Genomic DNA, 20,439 nt, shown 5'->3' with positions numbered 1-20,439 from the left:
ACGGCTCCACAGCCTGAGGGACTGTCTCCACCTAGGCGGCACGCACGAACTGGCACACGGGCCGGGCGGGACGCGCGCCTCGCGCTCGGGCTCGGTCAGCCGGTAGGCGCCGGGCGGCCGGGAACGGGCTCGAACTGCGACCTGTGAAGGTACCAGTCGGGGAGGTGCACGGACGGACTGACTGTGTAGCACAGCCCCACGCAGGACAAAGTCGTTGCATGAGCGATTTCGCATCCCGCTCCGTGGGGGCATCCGAGACACCGGGCGAGACGTTGGGGCACGCCGCGAAACGACACGCACCGGCTGCTCGACTCCCGCCCCGTCAAGGCGATGCTGGCTGCCTCCAGCGAGAACGTCACCCAGGTCGCAGCCATTCTCTCGGACCGCTGCTATCAGGACGCGGTCGCGAGTGGCTATACGGGCCGCCACCTCGATCACTTCACCGAGGTTCCTGCCACGGTGGAAGGCAAGTCGTTCGCCCAGCGCGCCTGGCTGTACGTACCCGCTCCCTCGGGCACTCTGTACGACCGCCGCATCTTGGGGGACCAGGTGATCGAGGACCAGGAGACCCGGCGGGCGTACGACGACAGCCCGCGCGACCCCGGCCACGCGGCGGTCCCCCGAACCGTCACGAACAGGGCCGACAACGGGAACGTGAACACCGGCACCGTGCATGGTGGCCAGAGCGTCAGCAACGCACACGTCGGTGGCGATCACGTCGGCGGCAACAAGGCGGGTACCGTCCACGGCAACCAGGGCGACACCGTCCGCGGCGACAAGAACTCGGGGCACCGATGAGCGAGCGGGACCGGCGTCCCGAACTCACCGTCGGCTCCCCTGCCCCGGCTGCCGGGGAGGGGGAAGACTACGCCCCGCAGGAGGGACCGGAGGCCACAGGCGCGCGGTCCGAGCAGGGAGAGCCGGACGGATTCGACGACGAGGACGGTGTCGGTGACGAGAGCTCCACCCCCGGAATCGACGACCTGCTCGGTGGCGCCGGGCGCGATGGCCGAGGGCCCTTCATCTACGCCCCGAACGGCAACATCAACACGGGCTCTCTGCACGGTGGTCAGAATGTGGGCAACCACAGCCATACGACCGGTGCGGGCACCCGCCGGGTGGAGGCGCGGGAAGGTCCCATTTCCGAGAACGAGATCGGGGCTGCGGGCTTCGGTTTCGCGGAGCCGGAGTGGTTCCCGGAAGCGCTGAGGGAGCTCGACAGCGGTGTTCTCTTCCTGACCGGAGCTCCCGGCTCCGGTCGCCGCACGACCGCTCTCAACCTGCTGCACCGTCACAGCCGCAGCATGGCGCTGCGCGCGGTCGACAGCGACATGGACCTCGCCACCTGGCGGCCCACCCATGCCGACGCCCGCGGTTACCTCGTAGATGGACTTCTGCCCAAGCACGCACTGAAACCGGGCATGGTGGGCAATCTGCGGGGCCTGCTGAACGAGGCCGACGCCCGCATGGTGATCGTGCTGCCGGACGATCCCGAACTCGTACGAAGCCTTGAGCGCGACCTCCACGTGACGCTCGTGGTCTGCCGGCCAGCGCCGCCCCGGGAGGTGTTCGACGCCCGTTTGCGAGCCGCCGTACCGGACCCGGTGCGCCGGAACCGGCTGCTCGCAGGGTTGGAACCAGGACTGCTGGATGACCTGTTGACTCCGGAACTGGTTCCCGCCGAAGTCGCGGAACTCGTCGCAGCGGTGGTCGACTCGGGTGAGGACGGGACGGACGCCATAGGCCTCCGGAACCGTCTGAGCTTCCTCGCCGAGGGCGAGGTACCGGACCTGATCAAGAAACTGCACGATGATTCCGACGGGCTCGCCTTCCTGCTGGCGACTTGTGTCTTCGAAGGGCTGGACCACCGCATCATCAGGGAGGAGGCCGAACGGCTCCTCGAAGTGGCGGACGGCCGCTTAGACCACGTACTGCCACCGCCCGACGACGGCACGGGCGATCAGGGCAAGCGGGAACGGCCGCGTCCCAACCCCCACTTCGTCTTCCGGCGATCCCTCGAAGACCTGCTGCGCTCCGTTCGCGCGCAGTGCGCGCCCAAGGAGATCCGTGCGGCCTCCGGATACACCTTCGCGGTGGAGCCGGTGCGGTTCACCCGGCAGCGGCAGGCCGAGACCGTACTCCGCTACGTATGGCGCGAGTACGGTCGGCTGTCCGGGGTGCTGACCTCGTGGATGGACACGGTCAGGAACGAGACGGAGCTCACGCAGCCGGTGGGCCGGGTCATGGGCATGGCCGCAGGCTGGGGCGGTGGACGCAGAGCGCTGCGCCACATCCGCGCCCTCGCCGAGTCCGAACGCCGCAGCAGCAGGATCATCGCCGCCCACGCGATGGGTGTGGCGGCCGAGGACCCCGTACTGGCCACGGAGGTCAAGCACCGCCTTCGTGACTGGAGCTGGGCACAGAGCCGCCAGCTCCGGTCCACTGTGGCATACACCTGTGGCACCGACTTCGGGCTCTCCCGGCCGGATCTCGCCAGGCGGCTGCTGGCCGGTCTCCACCACGGTCTGGACGACGAGGGGGAGCGCGCCGTGCGAAGGGCGGTGGACTCGGCGCTGGTCGGTCTCTTCAACTCGGGCAGCCAGGTGCTGGTCTTCAGGTACCTGGTCGAATGGGCCGGCCGGGAGGGGACCGGTGCCGAGTTGGCTCTCCGCAACTTTCCCCGCCTGTTGCAGGATCCCTCCTGGTTCCAGGAACAGTTGCTGGGCGAGGGAGAGTTCGCGCACCAGATCGTCGACCTGGTCCACCGGACCCTGGATGACGATGACACCTTCGACACCACAGCCAGACACCTGATCGGGTGGTGCCGCATGGCCTCCTGGGGCGAACAGCAGAAGGAGGCCGTGGAAATCCTGCTCACCGCCTTGGCACAGGACATGGGGCACGGAGTGTTCCGGCTGTTCGTCGTGATGGACCGTCACGACGACACCGATCTGGCCGGACGGGACATCGCGCGCCGGGCGCTGAACGCCTGGCGCGAGGGCGAGCCGGCGGCGCGACCCTCGCACAGTGACCCGCACCCATCTGGGAGGACATCGTGACAACCGAGGACAACGGCCCCGTCTACACCCCCGCCCCGCACGCGCCCTGGCGTGAGATCCTTCGTCAGCGCCTGTCCGGGCGGCGCGACCGGGCCCTAGTCCTGAGGGATCGGGAGGGGGCCCACCACGTGCTGGGCACCAGGCGCCCCCGCGGCACGGAGCCTGCCATGGCCGCCGACAGCGCGATGCCGTCACTCAGGCTGCTGGGCGGCTACGAAGAGGCCTTCCGTGTCCGGCTCGGCGAACAGCCCGGAACCCGGAGCGTGGCGCTGCCGACTGTCTACGGCACCGAGTCGGTGGATATGCGCGTGTTGTGGTGGGTGCACGATCCGGCGCAGGCGGTGCGCTCCCGGACGACCTATGGATGGGACGTCGTACGCAAGAACCTCGACCAGTGCCTCCACCAGTTGGAAGAGGCCCAGACTACCGGGGGCCGCAGCTTCGGAGCCCCCGAAATGATGCACCGCCTGGCCCCGCCCCAGCGCCTGGAGAGCGTGGGACTTACCTACCGCGTCACGGATGTCCAGGCCCGCGACGCGGATGGTGAACTGCGACTGGGGCAGCCCGGGGACACGAGTCTTCCGTACTCCTGGACGGCGCATCGCCGCGAGGAGTACGACTTCTGCACCCAGGCCCTGCGCAACGGGCCCGTCTCCCTGGCAGCCCTGTGGCTGGTCAGACACCCGGACCAGGTCAGCCAGGTGCTCGACTGGTCGGTGCGGAACCCGGGCCTGGTCCGGGAGGAGACCGACTGGCAGGAGGAGATGGCCGGCCTGCTTGGCAAGCTGACCCAGCAGGAACAGGAGGAGCTCTCCGAACTGCTGCGCGACCGGCTCGTCAGCCTGGGACGGCGCGTTCCAGGTCCTCGGAGGGCCCGGGTGAACGGCAGCGCTGATCAGCCCTTCGCCGTATGAACGACCGTCCGCCCGGTGCCCGGGCATCCGGAAAGGTCCCCTCAACGTGAGGGATGCCTTCACGCAGGCGACCGACGCCACCGGTGCCCGGCGCACGGCTTCGCGCGATGAAGCGAAGGTGGCCGCCCCGGATTTCCGGGGCGGCCTGGGCGGGGGTGGGCGGGAGTCGGGCTCCCGGGGTGTCCCCACGGGTTCTCGATGGTGCGGGGGCTACTTCTGCGTCATGGGCGTCCGGGCGGATTCAGGGGTGGAGGCGGTCGGTGACTGGGAGCCGCTCGCGCCACCGAGCCACTTCAGGCCGTCGAGGAGGAAGCGGTTCTGTGTCTCGCTCGCGAAGGTGGACGACAGGGGGGTGTTGGTGTCGTAGTCCATCGCGTTGTGGCCGAAGTTCGCGTACAGCATCTTGTACTTGCTGTTCGTCCACAGGATCGGGTAATAACCGCTGTACCAGGTCTGGTTGGGGTCGGTGCCGAGCGGGAAGCTGCTCGGGTCGACGGAGGCCAGGATCTTGATGTCCGGGTTCTGCCGCAGGTCGTTCGACCAGCTGTACCACTCGCTGACCGACGAGGTGAAGGTGGCGGGCAGGGCCTTGGTGGACGGGTGTGTCCGGTCCTCGACCTTCAGGGTGGCCGTGGTCGGACCCCAGGTATTGGACTTGAAGTTGCCGCTGCCGAGGAACTCGTTGTGATACCAGGGCCAGCTCTGCGCCTCGGTGGTGAAGGCCGCCACGTGGAACCCCATCCAGGCGCCCCCCGCGCGCATGTAGCGCTCGAAACCGGCACGCTGGGCGGAGGTCTGCGGCAGGTCGTCGAGGAACAGCACCACCTTGTAGTCGTCGACCCCGCCGTCGGCGAGCAGGTTCCAGTTGTTGCTCGCCGTGTAGGTGAAGCCGTTCTGCGCCGCCTGCTGCGGGAACCACTCGTTCGCTTCGTGGACGAAGTTGATGTGGGCGGTGTCCCACGTTCCGTTGTACAGGGCCAGGACCTTGAACGGCGCGGCCGCGCCGCGCGCCGTCGCATGGACGGGGGCGACCGCCAGGCCCAGCAGCGTGGCCAACAGCACCAGCAGCCGTATGGCCACGGACGCCGTCCTGGGCGATCCGATGTCTCTGCTCTCCTGCATGTGCGCTCCTCGCTGTGCGGATGTTGCCGCTGTCACGGGTGGGGGATCTGGACACCGACGGCCAACGCCGACACAGCTGCGGAGCGGGCTTGTCCACCATCGCAGAGGCACGGCTTTTCGCAGACGGGCGATGGGTGAAATTAAAGGTCTGAACCAGACACGTCAAGAGATGAAGCAAGAAGAGCACCACGGCGAGGTTCGCCTGAAGAAGTCGAACGCGCCCTATGTCGCTCCGTGGACCTTCTGTCGCCGCCCGGCCGGGATGCCGCTCAGCGTCCCAGGATCCGGTCGACGTCGGCCATCTGCCCGGCGGTGAGCGGCCCCTTCGCGATGGCGCCCGCGTTTTCCTCGGCTTGGGCGACCGTACGGAAGCCTGGGATGGGGATCGTCCGCGGGCTACGAGCCCAGATCCAGGCGAGGGCGCCCTGGGCGAGGGTGCGGCCGTCGCTGGTGAGAATGGACCGCAGGGCGTCGACGCGCTGGAGCCAGGCCGGGTCCGCGCCCGTGTTCGCGAGGAAGCCCGGCAGCCAGGCGGGGGGCGCGTTGCGGATGTCCGCGTTGTCCAGGGCGCGCCCGGCGGTGTGTTTGCCGGTGAGCAGTCCCATGGCGAGGGGGCTGCGGTTGACGCTGGCGAGGTCCGACTCCGCGCAGAGGGCGAGGAGTTCGGGCGCGTCCTGGAGGATGTTCAGGCGGTGCTGGACGGCCGCGCAGTGCGTGCCCTGGGCGAAGACGGCGGCCCGGGCGGGGTCATCGGTGCTCCACGCGTACCCGCGGATCAGGCCCTCGCGCACCAACTCCTCGCAGACGTCGCGTAGTTGGGCGGCGCGTTCGGGGTCGGCGTCGGAGATGTGGAGTTGGTACAGGTCGACGTGGTCCGTGTCCAGGCGCCGCAGTGAGGCGGTCAGGGCGCGGCGCAGGTGTTCCGGGGAGTCGTCCTGCCCGTCGCGGGTGCGGGTCCGCTCGTCGAAGAGGTTGCCCCATTTCGTCGCGATGACGACGTCGGTGCGGTGCTTGCCGAGGGCGCGGCCGAGCAGGCGTTCGCTGTGGCCGGTGCCGTACGCGTCGGCGGTGTCGAAGAAGGTGACGCCGAGGTCGAGTGCGCGCTGAATCGCCCGTACGGACTCCTCGTCGTCGACCTTGCCCCAGCCCAGGGGCTGCCCGTCGGCGGACTGCCACTCACCGCCGATGGCCCAGCAGCCGAAGCCGAGAGCGCTCACCTCGATGCCGCTGCGGCCCAGTGTTCTGTTGTGCGCCGTGGTCTCCATGTCCGGGGACAGTAGGAGTTGGAGCGCACACGAAGGCAAGCCCTGGCGAGGTTGCCTTCGTGTGCGTCTTCGGATGCGCTTTCGGGTGCGCCGCCGTGTGCGCCGTGGGTCAGATGACTCCCTGCGCCAGCATCGCGTCCGCGACGTGGCGGAAGCCCGCGGTGTTGGCGCCGAGCACGTAGTCCTCGGCGTCACCTCCGTAGATCTCGGCGGAGGCGCGGCACTGGGCGTGGACCTGCCGCATGATGCCGGCGAGCTGGTCCTCGGTGCGCTCGAAGGTCCAGCGGTCGCGGGAGGCGTTCTGCTGCATCTCCAGCGCGGAGGTGGCGACCCCGCCCGCGTTGGCCGCCTTGCCCGGGCCGAAGAGGACCCCCGCGCCGCGGAACACCTCGACCGCCTCGGGTGTGCACGGCATGTTGGCGCCCTCGGCCACGGCGAGCACACCGTTCTTCACCAGCGCGGTGGCGTCCTGCTGGTGCAGCTCGTTCTGGGTCGCGCATGGCAGGGCGATCTCGCACGGCACGTCGAACACCGACCCCCGGCTGGAGAACCGCGCGCTCGGCTTCGCCTCGGCGTAGGCGGAGAGCCGGGCGCGGCGCACCTCCTTGACCTCCTTGAGCAGGGCCAGGTCGATGCCGTCCTCGTCGACCAGGTAGCCGGAGGAGTCGGAGCAGGCCACCACGAGGCCGCCCAGGGCGTGGACCTTCTCGATGGCGTAGACGGCGACGTTCCCCGACCCGGAGACCACGACCCGACGCCCGTCGAAGCCCTGACCCCGGGTGGCGAGCATCTCCTGGGTGAAGAAGACCGTGCCGTAGCCGGTGGCCTCGGTACGGGCGTGTGAACCGCCCCAGCCGACGGGCTTTCCGGTCAGCACGCCGGCCTCGAAGCGATTGGTGATCCGCTTGTACTGGCCGAAGAGGTAGCCGATCTCACGGCCGCCCACCCCGATGTCCCCGGCGGGCACATCGGTGTGCTCGCCCAGATGGCGGTACAGCTCGGTCATGAAGGACTGGCAGAACCGCATCACCTCGGCCTCTGAGCGGCCCTTGGGGTCGAAGTCCGACCCGCCCTTGCCGCCGCCGATCGACAATCCGGTCAGCGCGTTCTTGAAGATCTGCTCGAAGCCGAGGAACTTCACGATGCCGAGGTTGACGCTCGGGTGGAACCGCAGGCCGCCCTTGTACGGTCCCAGGGCGCTGTTGAACTCCACCCGGAAACCGCGGTTGACCTGCACTGTGCCCTGGTCGTCCACCCATGGGACCCGGAACATCAGCTGTCGCTCCGGTTCGCACAGCCGCTCCACGATCCGGGCGTCCGCGTACTCCGGGTGCGCCCCCAGCACGGGACCTATGGCGTGCAGGACTTCGTGGGCCGCCTGATGGAACTCCGCTTCCCCGGGGTTCCGGCGGCGGAGGGTGTCGTAGACGGCTTCGATCTGGGCACTGACGTCCATGTGGTGTCTCTCTGTTCACGTGTGGGCGAGCCGGGTGTGGATCCGTGGGTCGTGCGGTTGCCGCGCCCAGATTAGGGGCCTGGGGCGGACCAGCCGATCAGCCCGCCGCGCAGGGCGGCCACGAGGCGGGTGGCCGCCTCGTCCTCGGTACGTCCACTCTTGATGAGGTCGAGGATGTCCCGCGGATCGAACAGCGCGTTCCACAAATACAGGGCCTCGTCACCGAGATCCCCTAGACCGAGTTCCTCGGTGGTCTGCCGCAGCGGTTCGGTGAGCGCCTCCGCCTGCGGGGTGAGATAGCCGGTGCCCTCACGCAGCCGTTCGAGATAGCCGCGGTGCGACCGCATCTGTGCCATCGCACCGCCGTGTTCCAGCACGAGGGAGACCCAGTACCGCGACACCGCTTCGAGCCTCACCATGCCTCGCGTGGTCTGCCGGCCGCTGAAGTCCCTTAGCTCGGAGCCCACTTGGGCCCGGAACGCGTGCAGGATCTCCTCGACGGAGGAGAAGTGCCGGTAGGCCGTCGCGGTGGACACCTCGGCGTGCTTGGCGATCTCGGCCAGGCTGACCGGCGTCGGCGAGTTCTCGAACAGCAGTGCGGCGGCCTTGATGAGATGCCTGCGGTTGCGCTCGGTGTCACTGCGCATGGGTCGACTCCTCGTCGGGTGGGGGACGGCGTTCACCGCAGGGCCGACAGGCCCTCGGCCAGTCGGCGTACGCCCTCGGTGATGGCCTGCGCGCTGGCAGCGTACGACAGCCGGAGGTGTCCCTCGCCCTGGGCGCCGAACTCGCTTCCGGGCCGGACGGCGACGCCGTGGGCGCGGAGGGCCGCGACGACCTCCACCGAGGGCAAGTCCAGGTCGTAGCGCGGGAATTGGTAGAACGCGCCCTCGGGCGAGCTGAGCGTGAGGCCCGGGATCGCGGCGAGTTCCGTACGCATGATGTCGCGCCGCTGCTCGTACGCCTCGCGCATGCGGGCCACGTCCTCGTCGCAGCTTCGCACCGCGGCGAGCGCGGCGTCCTGGACGAAGGTGTTCACCGAACCGTTGAAGGTGTTGTGGATGCGTGCCGACGCCTGGATGAGCGCCGATGGGCCCCACAGGTAGCCGACGCGCCAGCCGGTCATCGCGTAGCTCTTGGAGAAGGTCTGGCAGTACACGGTGCGGTCGCGCAGGCCGTCGAGCGAGATCGCCGAGGTGAACGGGCGGCCGGTGTAGTCGAGGTCGGAGTACGCCTCGTCGGAGATGACGATGGTCGAGGTGGCGTCGAGCAGCTCGGCGAGCGCTTCGAGTTCCTCGCGGCTGTGCACGATGCCGGTCGGGTTGCTGGGATTGCAGAAGACGAAGAGCCGGGCGCCGGTGAGGGCGTCGGCGAGCCGGTCGAGGTCCCAGTGCAGGTCCGGCGCGAGCGGGACGGGCACGACGGTGCCTCCGGCCATGCTGACCAGGTCGGCGTAGAGGGAGTAGGTGGGATCGGGGATGACCACCTTGTCGCCGGGGTTGACGCTGCCGAGGATCGAGGCGGCGAGTCCGGCGGTGCCGCCCTGGGTGATCAGGATGTCCGCGGCGCTGACCGCTGTCCCGGCCAGGCCGGTGAGCTTCTCGGCGAGCGCCTCGCGCAGTGCCGGTTCGCCGAGCAGCGGTGAGTAGTGGGTGCGTCCGGCGCGCAGCGAGGCGTGGGCCGCCTCGGTCACCAAGTGGGGTGTGTCGAAGTCGGGTTCGCCCATGGCGAGGGAGACGAGGTCGCCCCGGGACTGCGGCTGCTGCGTCCGGCGGGAGGCGGCCGCGATGCGGGCGACGGCCTCGGCGGTGGCGAACCGGGGCGGCTGCGTGGTGATGGTGGGCGGCATGCGCTCCTCCTGGTGGCAGGTGTTCAGGACTGCGGTGCGGCGTCGGCGGGTGCGCCCGCCCAACGGCTGATCTCTAGGTCGGCGGAGGTGTCGCGCTGTCGCGTGGGGGCGACGACGATCTCCTGGAGGACGACGCGCTGGGGAAGGGTGATGGCGAGGCGGATGGCCTCGGCCACGTCCTCGGGCTGCACCATGTTGGCGCGTTCCTCCGGCTTCGGGGGCCGGGCGCGGTTGTCGAGGATGGGGGTGTCCGCTTCACCAGGGAGCACGGTGATCGCCCGCAGCCCCTGGTTGCGGAAGGTGTTGTGCAGGAAGGTCATGAAGTTGCGGACCCCGGCCTTGGCCGCGCCGTAGGCGGCGCCGCCGAGCAGGTTGGGGTTGACGGCGGCGAGCGAGGAGACGGTGACGATCGTCCCGCCGCCACGGCCGAGCATGTCGGGCAGCACGGCCTGGGCCAGCTGGAAAACGGCCGTGAGGTTCACCTCGATGACCTGGCGCCACTCGTCGTGGGGGAGCCACTGCGGGTTGAGCACCGTCGAGGAGCTGCCCGCGTTGTTGACGAGGACGTCGACGGGGCCGAGTTCGGCGTGGACCCGGTCGAGGACCCGTGTCACATCGTCGGCACTGGTGACATCGGCCGGGAGGGCGAGGGCCGTGCCGCCCTCGTCTCGGATGGTGGCCGCGACGGCGTCGAGCGCCTCCTGTCTGCGCCCGAGCAGCACGACGGTGGCGCCGTCCTGGGCGAGCAGCCGCGCGGTCTCCAGGCCCATCCCACTGCCCGCTCCTGTGATGAGCGCGGTCCTGCCGGACAACGTCGTCACCGTTCCTCCTCCATCACACAAATGAGACGTCGATTTCAAGTGAGAATATATTCTCGTTTATTGCGGGACAAGGGTTCCCTGAAACCGAGGGCACCGAACGCCTCGGCCGCCGCCTGCCCCAGCGCGCACACCTCCGCCTCGCGCCGCGCGAACCGGCGCAGCGAGACCTCGCGGTCGGTCCAGCGGAACCGCAACTCCCGTCCCGGACCGGCCTGTCCGAGCAGGGGCAGCGAGATCCGCGAGGCGACACCGACGATCGGATAGCCCGCCGTCAGGCTCCGGTAGCGGCCGAGCACGATCAGCTCGTCGGCATGCGGGATCTGGAGCGCCCCGATGGGCACTCCATGCGACACGATCTCGGTGTCGGAGTCCGGGTGCAGCACTGGTCCGTCGAGCCGGAGCCCCACATGGTTGGAGCGCGTGGTGACGACGTACGCCGACTCCGCGATCAGCTCACGGATGCCGGGGATCGTGCGGACTCCGTGGCTCGCGACGACGTCGACGACCCAGGGCCCGTCGTCGAAGCGCGGAACGGGGACGGGCAGCCGGAACAACGGCGAGGCGAACAGCCGATGGCCGAACCCCCGGAACTCCGTCTCCAGCAGCACCCGTTCGCCCGGGGCGATGACCTGCCCGAATCCCATCCTGGCGTCCGGGGCCGCGCTCCCCAGCAGGGTCTTCGCGGCGAGCGTGCCGTTCACGGCCAGATAGGTGCGGATGCCCCGGCTCATGTCCCCGCGGACCCGCAGCTCGTGGCCTGCCGCTACCACCAGCGGCGACCAGGTGTCGACGGGCGCGCCGCCGACGGTGACCCGGGCGGGCGCGCCGGTCACGGCCAGCAGGACGTCGGCGTCGGGGACCAGGGCCAGTTCGCCGCCGAAGTTCTCGATCAGTGTCGCGCCCCTGGCGTTGCCCACCAGGAGATTCGCCACGGCCGCCGAGTGCTGGTCGGCCGCGCCACCGGTGGGGACACCGCGCCGTTCCGTATCGCGGCGGCCGAGATCCTGGAACGTGGTGACCCATCCGGTGCTCGTGATGTCCAGCGCCACGGTCGTCATACGGCCTCCTCCACCGGCAGCAGGAAACCGGCATCCCGCGCCGGGACCTCGTCCCGGGGGACGGGGACGAAGCGCACGATGTCACCGGTGCCGAACGAGACGGGGTCGGGGCGGGAGATGTCGACGATGGTGTACGGGGTGCGCCCGACGACACGCCATCCGGTCGGACCGGGGAACGGCTGGATGATCGCGTTGGTCCCGGCGATCATGATCGCTCCTGGGGCGACGTCCGTCCGGGGCTCGGCCCGCCGGCGCACCGGTCGGGGCACCTTGAGCCCGTCCATCATCGGGGCCATCGCCGCGCCGAGGAGGGAGATCGTGAAGGTGGACTCCGCGATCGCCTCGACGACCTCGGCGGGGGCCAGACCCAGCTCCTCGGCGACGGACCTCAGATCCGGGCCGTTCTCCTCGTCGAAGACGACGGGGACGGTGAACGCGCGCACCGCCCGAGGGCGGGCCGTACCCGTACCCTCCGACGGCGAAGGCGCCCACCGCGCCACCAGACGGGCCGCGTACTCCACATGCTCGAGCGCGGTCCGCAGCGGGTCGAACTCGATGAGCAGGGACTCCAGACCGGAGACGACGTCGAGCACGCCGTGCGGGCGGTGGGCCAGGAACCGGTCGCGGAAGGCGACGATCCCGGCCCTTCGGATGGCCTGGTCGGGGTGGGGGATGGTCACCATCACCGCCGAGTCCCCGAAGGGCTCGACGGTGAGGGCGCCGTACTGTGCTGTGGTCATCGCCTGGTGCGCTCGGCCGTCAGCCGGCGAGCGCGACCTCCGCCTTTTCCGCCAGGACCTCGCGCAGCCCGGCGACGCGGATGCCCGCGGCGCCGAGCGCGCCGCGCAGCGCGGTGCCGTTCGCGAGGACGGACGGGTGGTCGCCGTGCAGCAGCAGCACATCGGCGTCGTGGCCGAGCGGGACCACATTGCCGTTGACCGAGCGCACGGTGCCCTCGCGCACCACCTGCGCCGAGCGCTGCCCGATCAGCTCGGGGTCGTAAATGAGGCCGCCTTCGTGCGAGCGGGGGACGGGCATGCCGTCGTCGCCGTAGCCGCGGTCGGCGAGGAACACATAGCCGACCTCCAGCCCGCGCTTGCGCGACTCCTCGGCGAGCAGACCCCGTTGGCAGATGACGATGTAGTCGGTGTTGTACGCGGCGATCGCGTCGGTGATGGCCCGCGCGTGCTTGGCGTCGGTCTGCGCGATCGAGCCCATCCGCCCGTGCGGGGCGACATGGCTGATGGTGCCGCCGTGCACCCGCGCGAAGGCGTCGAGCGCGCCGAGCTGGTAGAGGACATCGGTGCGGATCTCCTCTTCGGACGCCTCGATGAGACGACGGCCGAAGCCGACGAGGTCGGGGTAGCCGGGGTGGGCGCCCAGTTCGATGCCGCGCGCGACGCAGTCGGCGACGGTGCGGTCCATGATGCGCGGGTCACCGGCGTGGAAGCCGCAGGCGATGTTCGACGAGGTGACGAGGGAGAGCAGGGCTCCGTCGTCGCCGATGGTGTAGTTGCCGAAGCTCTCGCCGAGGTCGGCGACGACGGCTACGGAGTTGATTCCCATGGTGTCTCCTTGTGCCGGGGTGGGTGGTTCAGCGGGCGGTGAGGGGCCGGCCCTTGGTCTCGCGCAGGAAGGCGATGGAGATCAGGGTGATCACGGCGGTGATGATGGAGGCGAAGGCGGGGACGAGCGCGGAGCCGGTCGACTCGATCAGCTCGGTCATCACCAGCGGGGCGCTGCCGCCGAAGATGATCGTCGAGATGCTGAACCCGATGCTGTAGGCGGAGTAGCGCACCGTGGTCGGGAACATCTCGGCGAGCGCGGTGTGGACGACCGCGGCGTGGCCGGAGAAGGCGATCGCCAGCACGATGGTGCCGATGCAGGCGAGCCCGAACTCGCCCGTGGTGATGAGCCGGAACATCGGATACGAGACGGCGGCCATGGCCACGGCGGAACCGGTGAGGACGGGCTTGCGGCCGATCCGGTCGGACAAGCGGGCCATGAGCGGGATACAGAGGGAGATGGCCACCAGGCTGAACGCCGTGACGGTGAGCGACCGCAGCATCGAGAAGTTGTGCTCGCCGAGCGAGGACCTCAAGTAGGTCGGCATATAGACGAACAGCAGGTAGTAGCCGGGGCCGTTGAGCGCGGGGAGGAAGATCGTGAGGGCGATCGCCTTCAGATGGCGCGGGGAGGTCAATGCCTCCCGCAGCGGGTTGCGCGCGACGGTGTTCTGCTCCCGCAGCGCCTCGAAGTGCGGGGTCTCCTCCAGCCGGCGGCGGATGTAGAAGCCGACGTAGCCGAGCGGGACGGCCAGGAGGAAGGGCACCCGCCAGGCCCAGGAGGTCATCGCGTCATCGCCGAGCGTCGTGATGAGAAGGGCGGAGAGGACGCTGCCGAACATCAGGGCCACGAACGAGCCGACCGCGATGAAGCTCATCATGTAGTTGCGGCGGGTATCGGGTGCGTACTCGCCGACGAAGGACATGGCACCGGCCACCTCGCCACCCGCCGAGAAGCCCTGGAGCACACGGAGCAGGACCAGCAGCACGGGCGCGGCGACACCGATGACACCGGACGAAGGTATAAGGCCGATGGCCGCGGTCGCGGCGGAGATGAGCACCAGCAGAGTGGCAAGAAGGCTCTTCCGCCCGAGCCGGTCCCCGAGATATCCGCAGATGACGCTGCCGAACGGGCGGGCGACGAAGCTGATCAGGAAACCGATGTTGGTGAGGAAGAGTCCCCCGGCCTCGGCCTCGCCCATGATGTTGATCGCGAGGTAGGTGACCAGCAGGCCGTACACGCCGTAGTCGTACCACTCGACGAAGGACCCGATCGCGCCCGCGAAGGTGGCCTTGCGGACGACCTTGCCGTCAGCGGAGACGATGTCGACCGCTGCCGCGTCGGGCGTGTCCGACGCGGCGTCGTGACGATCTGAAGTGGTGTCGAGCCGATCTGAGGTAGTCATACGCGTTTTCTTTCGATGTCGCGGACTCCTGGAACGGTGTCCTGAAGGATCGTGCGCTGAACGAGGTCGCTGTCAGCGGTCGCTCCTGGGCCGGGGCGCACCTGGACGTTTCGGGGTCTATGGGAAGGCGATGACGGCGCTCGGGCCGTGCTCGCTCGCCTGAGTGAGGCCAGAGGTGAGGCAGGATGGAAAAGTCGCGGAGCGGCGCCAGAGCCAAGTTGCGACGTGAATCGCGAATGAGAATAGATTCGCATTCTGGGGCGGTCAAGGATGTGTGTTGCCCCTTCGTTAACCTTTCGCTTCCATCGTGCTTCCGCCTTGGACTCCAGGGTTCGTTGGGTGATTTGGCGGTGCTTTCGATGGTGTCGCCGGGGTGTGGCCTGTCCCGAAGGGGTCGATCTCGCGGGCTGGGCACCCCTTGTCCTGCGCCACGGATGGATGCAGACTGACTCTCGCGAAACGCGAAACCTTTCGCACTTTCTTGTTGGGGCGTGGTGAACCCATGACGCCCGCCACCGCCCCGCCCGGCGGAACCGGACCCGGTGAAGGAGCCTGCGATGACCCAGGACAACGTGCGCGTGAGCAGCGCGTGGGAACGCGTCGACGAACAGGTGCTGGATCAGTTCCGCGCCCACTCCGTGGCCAACCTCGGCGATGCCCTCGACCGGCTGAACATCGTCGACGGTGGCATCGCGCCCATCTGGAACGGGGCCAGAGCCGTCGGCACGGCGCTCCCGGTTCTCACCGTCGCGGGCGACAACAAGGCCGTGATCGCGGCGCTCGAGCACATCCGCCCCGGTGACATCCTGGTCATCAACGCCTTCGGCCACGACGGCCGCGCCATCATCGGCGACAACCTCGCCCAGCGCTTCGCCGTCTACGGTGCCGCGGGGGCGGTGGTCGACGGATATGTGCGCGACGCCGCGATCATCGAAGAACTCGGGGTCCCGGTCTTCGCCCGCGGGCTCACCCCCGCCGGTCCGTTCAAGAACGGCCCGGGTACGATCGGCGAACCGGTCGCCATCGGCGGTGTCGTGGTGAACCCCGGAGACATCGTCGCCGCCGACGGGGACGGCGTCATCGTCATCCCGCCGCACCGGGCCGATGAGGCGCTGAGGGCGGTCGAGGAGATCGTCGCCCGCGAGGCGGCGCTGGATGCCGAGGTCGAAACGCTGCGGAACCAGGCCAAGGCCGTCCGATGAGCGGAAAGGACGAGATGACGGGTCAGGATCAGGTGACCGGCCGGGACCGCGTGGCCGATCGCCTCCGCGTGGCGGTCGCCGCCCCGCTGTCCGAGGAAAACTGCGCCCGCATCCGGGAGTTGGAGCCGCGGATCGACCTCGTCGTCGACCACTCCCTCCTCCCGCCCATGCGCTGGCCCGCCGACTTCGCCGGCGACCCGGCCTGGCGGCGCGGCCCCCAGCAGCAGCGCGCCTACGAGGCCGCGATCGACTCGGCCGACGCCCTGTACGGCGTCCCCGACCTGGACCCGGCCGCCCTGGCGCGGGCGGTCCGGGCCAACCCGCGCCTGCGCTGGGTGCACACGATGGCCGCGGGCGGCGGCGGCCAGGTCAAGGCCGCCGAGCTGAGCACCGAAGAGCTCGACCGGGTCCTGTTCACCACCTCGGCCGGTGTGCACGGACGCCCGCTCGCCGAGTTCGCCGTCTTCGGCGTCCTCGCGGGAGCCAAGGACCTTCCCCGACTGCGGCGCCAGCAGCGCGACCGGGAGTGGACCGGCCGCTGGACGATGGGACAGGTGAACCAGCAGACGGTGCTGGTCCTCGGCCTCGGCGGGATCGGCCGGGTCGTCGTCGAGACCCTCCACGCGCTGGGGGCCACCGTCATCGGCACGAGCAGGAGGGACGTCACCGTCACCGGCGTCTCCACCGTGGTGCACCCCGACCGCATCACCGAAGTGGCTCCCACCGTGGACGCCGTCGTGAACACCCTCCCCGGCACCGAGGCCACCGAGCACCTCCTCGGCGAACGATTCTTCGGCGCCCTTCGGCCCGGCGCCTGTCTCGTGAACGTCGGCCGCGGAAGCGTCGTCGACGAGGCCGCGCTGATCGGCGCGCTCGACTCCGGCCGGGTCGGCTTCGCCGCGCTGGACGTCTTCGAGACCGAGCCGCTGCCCGCGCACAGTCCGCTCTGGGACCACGACCGTGTGCTGGTGAGCCCGCACACCGCCGCGCTCGACGCGGCGGAGGACCGCCGCATCGCCGAACTCTTCGCCGCCAACGCCACCCGGCTCCTCGACGGGCATGAGCTGGTCAACCGGGTGAACACCGTCGAGTTCTACTGACCGGGACGGCGGCGCGCTCGAAGGGCTTGTCGCGGAGGTCAGAACGCGTAGCGGCGCACGGTCTCCGGGCGGATGACGAGACGGACCGAGTCCTCGGCCAGGATCCCGGCGAGGTCGTCGGCGCGGGCCGGGTCGTCGAGGTCCCAGTAGCGCGCGGCCAGCCGGGCGGCCAGGTCGTGTGCTCCGTCGGGTTCCACCGTGGTGCGGCCGGCGACCGACAGCCAGCGCTCGCGTTCACCCACCGGGGCGGCGACCACGATCGAGGCGCGGGGGTCGCGGCGTAGACGCCGCACTTTGAGCGTGTCCGGACCCGTGAAGAGCTGGATCGTGCCCTCGGCGGTGGCCTCGAACCACACCGGCCGGGGCTGTGGCGGAAGCGGCCCACCGGCCACGGACAGAAACCCGTACAGGGGGCGCCGGAGGAACTCGAGGTCCTGGGTGGTCAGCGACGTGGCGTCGGTGCTCATCACAGCCCTTCCGATGGGTGAGGGGGAATGGTTTCGAGGTCGTTGAACGAGGCGTCGGCTCGTTCGGAACGGGTGTTTTGCGGACGGGCGACGGCCGGGCGATGGCCAGGCGGCTCGGCCGCCGCCGGGCGGTCATCGCCCCCAGGCTCCCGCCGCCGCGGCCCGCACGACGTAGTCCTCAAAGGTCCGGGGCGCCCGTCCCAGCACGGTGGCGAGGTCATCCGTCGTCCCGGCCAGCAGCCCGCGTTCCATCATCACGAACATCTCGGCGACGTGGTGGGCGTCCTCCTCGCCCACGCCCTCCTCGACCAGCGCCGCGGTGTACTCGGCGGGGGAGACCTGCCGGTAGGCGAGGGGCCGCCCGGACGCCCGGGAGATCAGCTCGACGGCCTCACCGAAGGTGAGCGCGCGTGGTCCGGTCAGCTCGTAGATCCGTCCGGCGTGCCGGTCGGTCTCGGTCAACACCGCGGCCGCGGCGTCGGCGACGTCCTCCGCGTCGATGAACGGCTCGGGGACCGTGCCGGCCGGGAGCGCCAGCTCCCCGGCGACCAGCGGGGCCTGGAAGACATCCTCGTCGAAGTTCTGCGCGAAGTTCGACGGCCGCAGGACGGTCCACTCCAGCGCCGAGCCGCGTACGGCGTCCTCGGCCGAGCGCATGTCAAGGCCGAACGTGGAGTCGCCCCAGGTGTCGGAGCCGCGCCCGGAGAGCAGAACCAGCCGCCGCACTCCGGCGGCCTCGGCCCGGGCCACGAACTCGTGTACCGGGCCCGGCACGCGCGGGGCCACTACATAGGCGACGGCGATGCCTCGCAGGGCCGCGTCCCAGCCGCCGGGGTCGGACCAGTCGAACCGGGTCCGGCTCGATCGGGAGGCGGCCCGTACCGGTGTGCCGTGCAGCCGCAACCGGGCGAGGATCCGTCGACCCGTCTTGCCGGTCGCGCCGAGGACGAGAGTGGTGTCGTTGCTCATGAGACCGATTGAACACGGCCGACTCGGACGAACCCATAGGCAAGAAGCCGGATCACCTGTGTATGCGTCTAAAATCGCTGAGGTGGACGCCTTCAGTGACCTGATCCGCGGGGTGCGAGCCCATGGCTCGTTGTTCGGCAGCTCGACCCTGTCCCCGCCCTGGGCCCTGCACTTCGTGGACGGTGCGCCGCTGACCCTGTGCACCGTCCTCACCGGGGCGGGCTGGATCGTGCCGGAGCACGGTCCGCCCGAGCCGCTGCGTGCCCGCGAGGCGATCGTCGTGCGCGGCCCCGCCACGTTCACCTTCGTCGACGAGGTCGGCACCCGGGCCGAACCGATCGCATGCGGCGAGCACTGCGCGACGCCCGAGGAGGGCGGGACCCGGCACCGGCGCGGCTGGAACGACCCGGGCGAGGACACCGGTGACGGCCCCGGTGCCACGACCCTGATCGTCGGCGCCTATCCCGTACGCGGCGAGATCAGCCGCCGGCTGCTGGACGCGCTGCCCGTCGTACTGCGTGTGGACGCCGGGGGCACGGCCGACCCCGTGCTGGACCACCTCGCCGCCGAGGTCGCCGTCGACACACCGGGCCAGCAGGTCGTACTCGACCGGCTGCTGGACTGGATGATGGTCTGCACGCTGCGCGAGTGGTTCGACCGGCCCGGCGGCGAGCCCCCGGCCTGGTGGGCCGCCCAGCGGGACCCGGTGGTCGGCGACGCGCTGCGCCTGCTGCACGCCGAACCGGCGGCACCATGGACGGTCGCCGCCCTGGCCGAGCACACCGGAGTGTCGCGTTCGACGCTGGCCAAGCGGTTCGCCGACCTGGTCGGCGAACCCCCGCTGACCTACCTCACCCGCTGGCGCATGACGCTCGCGGCAGACCTCCTGGTCGAGCAGAAGGCCGCGACCATCGCGGACATCGCCCGCACCGTGGGCTACTCCGACCCGTTCGGGTTCAGCGCGGCGTTCAAACGGGTCCGAGGCGCCAACCCCAGCGAATTCCGGCGCACCGCGACCACTGACGCCTGAACAGGGGCAAGTCAACCCGACGCCCCCTCGCAGCCGCAGGCTGACCAGGTGCGGCAGCGGAGCACATCAGACCCTCGTACTGCGGGCGATGCGGTAGAGCACGTTCGGACGCAGTGGCCCTTCGGGCGCGGTGGCCCAAGGGCCGTCCTGTGCCGTGGCCCGGGACGGCCCCGAACCAACCCGCCTCAGCGCACGGTGATGACCAGCTTGCCCGTGGTGCGGCCGGTCTCCCCCTGGACATGGGCCCGGGCGCCCTCGGCGAGCGGGAAGGTGCCGGAGACATGGGCGCGGAGCCTGCCCCGGTCGACGAGCTCGGCGATGGCGCGCATCCCGGCCCGGTCGTGCTCGACGAGCAGGGTGACGGCGCGGACCTGTGCCTTCTCCGCCGCGGCCCGGGTGTCCTGGGCGCCCGGCAGCAGGGAGACGAGGACGCCGCCGGGGCGGAGCACGCTCACGGAGCGGGTGGCGGTCTCCCCGCCGACGGCGTCGAGGACGACGTCATAGCGTTCCTCGGTGTCGGTGAAGTCCTCCGAGCGGTGGTCGACGCAGGCATCCGCGCCGAGTTCGCGCAGGAAGTCGTGCTTGGGGGCGCTCGCCGTCCCGGTGACGTGCGCGCCGCGCTCCTTGGCGAGCTGTACGGCGAGATGGCCGACACCCCCGGCCGCGGCGTGGATCAGCACCCGCTGCCCGGCCCGCAGGTCCGCGGTGTCGACGAGGGCCTGCCAGGCGGTGAGCGCGGCCAGCGGCAGAGCGGCCGCCTGGACGTGGTCGATCCCGGCGGGCTTGGCGGCGAAGGCACGGGTGGGGCCGGTCACGTACTCGGCGTGGGAGCCCGCCCCGTACGGGTAGGGCAGCATGCCGAACACCTCGTCACCGGGCTGGAAGAGGGTGACACCGAAACCGGTCTCCACCACGGTGCCGGAGACGTCCCAGCCGAGGGTCAGCGGCGGGGGCGGCAGGAAGATGCTCAGGGCGCGGTGCTTGAAGTCCGTGGGGTTGAGTCCGGCCGCGTGCACGGCGACGAGGATCTCTCCGGGGCCGGGCGCGGGGCGCGGCAGCTCGGTCAGCCGCAGGACCTCGGGGCCGCCGAGGGCCGTCTGGTGCAGGGCGAGCATCACGGGGGCGCGGTCCGGGGCGGCTGCCGGGGCCGGGGAGT

Annotated in this window: 17 protein-coding genes and 2 pseudogenes; 6 read left to right on the top strand and 13 right to left on the bottom strand. The window is 70.3% G+C overall.

Translation table 11 applies throughout. The features are described 5' to 3' along the window. Window positions 1–276: 276 nt before the first annotated feature. From CGL27_RS07945 to CGL27_RS07935, 3 genes and pseudogenes are all read left to right on the top strand, one after another. Window positions 277–798 (top strand): annotated as a pseudogene (locus CGL27_RS07945) (hypothetical protein); the annotation flags it as partial. Further along, a complete protein-coding gene (locus CGL27_RS07940) occupies window positions 795–3,059 on the top strand; it encodes a hypothetical protein (protein WP_240450390.1) in 2,265 nt (754 codons plus the stop codon). The pseudogene CGL27_RS07945 and the gene CGL27_RS07940, both read left to right, overlap by 4 nt. Further along, entirely contained in the window at window positions 3,056–3,973 is a 918-nt protein-coding gene (locus CGL27_RS07935; RefSeq protein WP_119985549.1) for a hypothetical protein, read from the top strand. The genes CGL27_RS07940 and CGL27_RS07935 overlap by 4 nt, the downstream gene beginning before the upstream one ends. Window positions 3,974–4,249: 276 nt before the next feature. Here CGL27_RS07935 and CGL27_RS07930 read toward each other — a convergent pair. The 10 genes and pseudogenes from CGL27_RS07930 to CGL27_RS07885 all read right to left on the bottom strand — a co-directional run. Beyond that, window positions 4,250–5,095, bottom strand: a pseudogene (locus tag CGL27_RS07930) (ThuA domain-containing protein); the annotation flags it as partial. A gap of 269 nt (window positions 5,096–5,364) precedes the next feature. Continuing rightward, window positions 5,365–6,360 carry an aldo/keto reductase gene (locus CGL27_RS07925; RefSeq protein WP_119985545.1) on the bottom strand — a complete coding sequence of 332 codons (996 nt, stop codon included), beginning with the start codon at window positions 6,358–6,360 and terminating at the stop codon, window positions 5,365–5,367. Window positions 6,361–6,469: 109 nt separating this feature from the next. After that, window positions 6,470–7,816: an NADP-specific glutamate dehydrogenase gene (gene gdhA / locus CGL27_RS07920; RefSeq protein WP_078645120.1), complete on the bottom strand. Its 1,347-nt coding sequence runs from the start codon at window positions 7,814–7,816 to the stop codon at window positions 6,470–6,472. Window positions 7,817–7,887: 71 nt separating this feature from the next. Further along, complete coding sequence (locus CGL27_RS07915; RefSeq protein ID WP_078645122.1) at window positions 7,888–8,463, bottom strand: TetR/AcrR family transcriptional regulator; 576 nt, start codon at window positions 8,461–8,463, stop codon at window positions 7,888–7,890. Between the two features lie 32 nt (window positions 8,464–8,495). Further along, window positions 8,496–9,665: an aminotransferase class I/II-fold pyridoxal phosphate-dependent enzyme gene (locus CGL27_RS07910; RefSeq protein WP_119994288.1), complete on the bottom strand. Its 1,170-nt coding sequence runs from the start codon at window positions 9,663–9,665 to the stop codon at window positions 8,496–8,498. A gap of 23 nt (window positions 9,666–9,688) precedes the next feature. Next, the gene (locus CGL27_RS07905) at window positions 9,689–10,486 is read right to left on the bottom strand and encodes an SDR family oxidoreductase (RefSeq protein ID WP_119985543.1); all 798 of its coding nucleotides are present in this window, start codon (window positions 10,484–10,486) and stop codon (window positions 9,689–9,691) included. A 35-nt stretch (window positions 10,487–10,521) separates the two neighbouring features. Further along, a complete protein-coding gene (locus CGL27_RS07900; RefSeq protein ID WP_119985541.1) occupies window positions 10,522–11,544 on the bottom strand; it encodes a biotin-dependent carboxyltransferase family protein in 1,023 nt (340 codons plus the stop codon). Beyond that, window positions 11,541–12,284 (bottom strand): carboxyltransferase domain-containing protein, encoded by a 744-nt coding sequence (locus tag CGL27_RS07895; RefSeq protein ID WP_078645127.1) that lies wholly within the window; start codon window positions 12,282–12,284, stop codon window positions 11,541–11,543. Before CGL27_RS07895 ends, CGL27_RS07900 begins: the two co-directional genes overlap by 4 nt. A gap of 19 nt (window positions 12,285–12,303) precedes the next feature. Beyond that, window positions 12,304–13,110 carry a 5-oxoprolinase subunit PxpA gene (locus CGL27_RS07890; RefSeq protein WP_078645129.1) on the bottom strand — a complete coding sequence of 269 codons (807 nt, stop codon included), beginning with the start codon at window positions 13,108–13,110 and terminating at the stop codon, window positions 12,304–12,306. A 28-nt stretch (window positions 13,111–13,138) separates the two neighbouring features. Beyond that, entirely contained in the window at window positions 13,139–14,515 is a 1,377-nt protein-coding gene (locus CGL27_RS07885; protein WP_119985539.1) for an MFS transporter, read from the bottom strand. 557 nt (window positions 14,516–15,072) lie between these two features. On the opposite strand from CGL27_RS07885, the gene CGL27_RS07880 reads away from it, so the two are divergent. Beyond that, window positions 15,073–15,717, top strand: coding sequence for an RraA family protein (locus CGL27_RS07880; protein WP_119985537.1), 645 nt, complete (start codon window positions 15,073–15,075; stop codon window positions 15,715–15,717). A gap of 14 nt (window positions 15,718–15,731) precedes the next feature. Then, the gene (locus CGL27_RS07875) at window positions 15,732–16,817 is read left to right on the top strand and encodes a D-2-hydroxyacid dehydrogenase (protein WP_119985535.1); all 1,086 of its coding nucleotides are present in this window, start codon (window positions 15,732–15,734) and stop codon (window positions 16,815–16,817) included. A gap of 38 nt (window positions 16,818–16,855) precedes the next feature. Here the strand turns inward: CGL27_RS07875 and CGL27_RS07870 are convergent, their stop codons facing one another. Together CGL27_RS07870 and CGL27_RS07865 are read right to left on the bottom strand one after the other, a co-directional pair. After that, a complete protein-coding gene (locus tag CGL27_RS07870; protein ID WP_119985533.1) occupies window positions 16,856–17,284 on the bottom strand; it encodes a pyridoxamine 5'-phosphate oxidase family protein in 429 nt (142 codons plus the stop codon). Window positions 17,285–17,416: 132 nt separating this feature from the next. Continuing rightward, entirely contained in the window at window positions 17,417–18,253 is an 837-nt protein-coding gene (locus tag CGL27_RS07865) for an NAD(P)H-binding protein (protein ID WP_119985532.1), read from the bottom strand. 82 nt (window positions 18,254–18,335) lie between these two features. Here CGL27_RS07865 and CGL27_RS07860 point away from each other — a divergent pair, with 82 nt between their 5' ends. Continuing rightward, window positions 18,336–19,283 carry an AraC family transcriptional regulator gene (locus tag CGL27_RS07860; RefSeq protein ID WP_119985530.1) on the top strand — a complete coding sequence of 316 codons (948 nt, stop codon included), beginning with the start codon at window positions 18,336–18,338 and terminating at the stop codon, window positions 19,281–19,283. A gap of 185 nt (window positions 19,284–19,468) precedes the next feature. Here the strand turns inward: CGL27_RS07860 and CGL27_RS07855 are convergent, their stop codons facing one another. Continuing rightward, window positions 19,469–20,398: an NADP-dependent oxidoreductase gene (locus CGL27_RS07855; protein WP_119994287.1), complete on the bottom strand. Its 930-nt coding sequence runs from the start codon at window positions 20,396–20,398 to the stop codon at window positions 19,469–19,471. Between the last annotated feature and the right edge of the window lie 41 nt (window positions 20,399–20,439).

It is taken from the genome of Streptomyces sp. 11-1-2 (assembly GCF_003595545.1).
Classification (GTDB): Bacteria; Actinomycetota; Actinomycetes; order Streptomycetales; family Streptomycetaceae; genus Streptomyces; species Streptomyces hygroscopicus_B.
This window is presented reverse-complemented; position numbering and strand designations above follow the sequence as displayed.

What these genes read in the sequence shown, in the direction of transcription:
- CGL27_RS07865 (WP_119985532.1), bottom strand. Translation starts at nt 18,253, where the DNA reads ATGAGCAACGACACCACTCTCGTCCTCGGCGCGACCGGCAAGACGGGT.
- CGL27_RS07855 (WP_119994287.1), bottom strand. Translation starts at nt 20,398, where the DNA reads ATGCTCGCCCTGCACCAGACGGCCCTCGGCGGCCCCGAGGTCCTGCGG.
- CGL27_RS07880 (WP_119985537.1), top strand. Translation starts at nt 15,073, where the DNA reads ATGACCCAGGACAACGTGCGCGTGAGCAGCGCGTGGGAACGCGTCGAC.
- CGL27_RS07925 (WP_119985545.1), bottom strand. Translation starts at nt 6,360, where the DNA reads ATGGAGACCACGGCGCACAACAGAACACTGGGCCGCAGCGGCATCGAG.
- CGL27_RS07910 (WP_119994288.1), bottom strand. Translation starts at nt 9,665, where the DNA reads ATGCCGCCCACCATCACCACGCAGCCGCCCCGGTTCGCCACCGCCGAG.
- CGL27_RS07940 (WP_240450390.1), top strand. Translation starts at nt 795, where the DNA reads ATGAGCGAGCGGGACCGGCGTCCCGAACTCACCGTCGGCTCCCCTGCC.
- CGL27_RS07915 (WP_078645122.1), bottom strand. Translation starts at nt 8,463, where the DNA reads ATGCGCAGTGACACCGAGCGCAACCGCAGGCATCTCATCAAGGCCGCC.
- gdhA (WP_078645120.1), bottom strand. Translation starts at nt 7,816, where the DNA reads ATGGACGTCAGTGCCCAGATCGAAGCCGTCTACGACACCCTCCGCCGC.
- CGL27_RS07900 (WP_119985541.1), bottom strand. Translation starts at nt 11,544, where the DNA reads ATGACGACCGTGGCGCTGGACATCACGAGCACCGGATGGGTCACCACG.
- CGL27_RS07895 (WP_078645127.1), bottom strand. Translation starts at nt 12,284, where the DNA reads ATGACCACAGCACAGTACGGCGCCCTCACCGTCGAGCCCTTCGGGGAC.
- CGL27_RS07870 (WP_119985533.1), bottom strand. Translation starts at nt 17,284, where the DNA reads ATGAGCACCGACGCCACGTCGCTGACCACCCAGGACCTCGAGTTCCTC.
- CGL27_RS07875 (WP_119985535.1), top strand. Translation starts at nt 15,732, where the DNA reads ATGACGGGTCAGGATCAGGTGACCGGCCGGGACCGCGTGGCCGATCGC.
- CGL27_RS07890 (WP_078645129.1), bottom strand. Translation starts at nt 13,110, where the DNA reads ATGGGAATCAACTCCGTAGCCGTCGTCGCCGACCTCGGCGAGAGCTTC.
- CGL27_RS07885 (WP_119985539.1), bottom strand. Translation starts at nt 14,515, where the DNA reads ATGACTACCTCAGATCGGCTCGACACCACTTCAGATCGTCACGACGCC.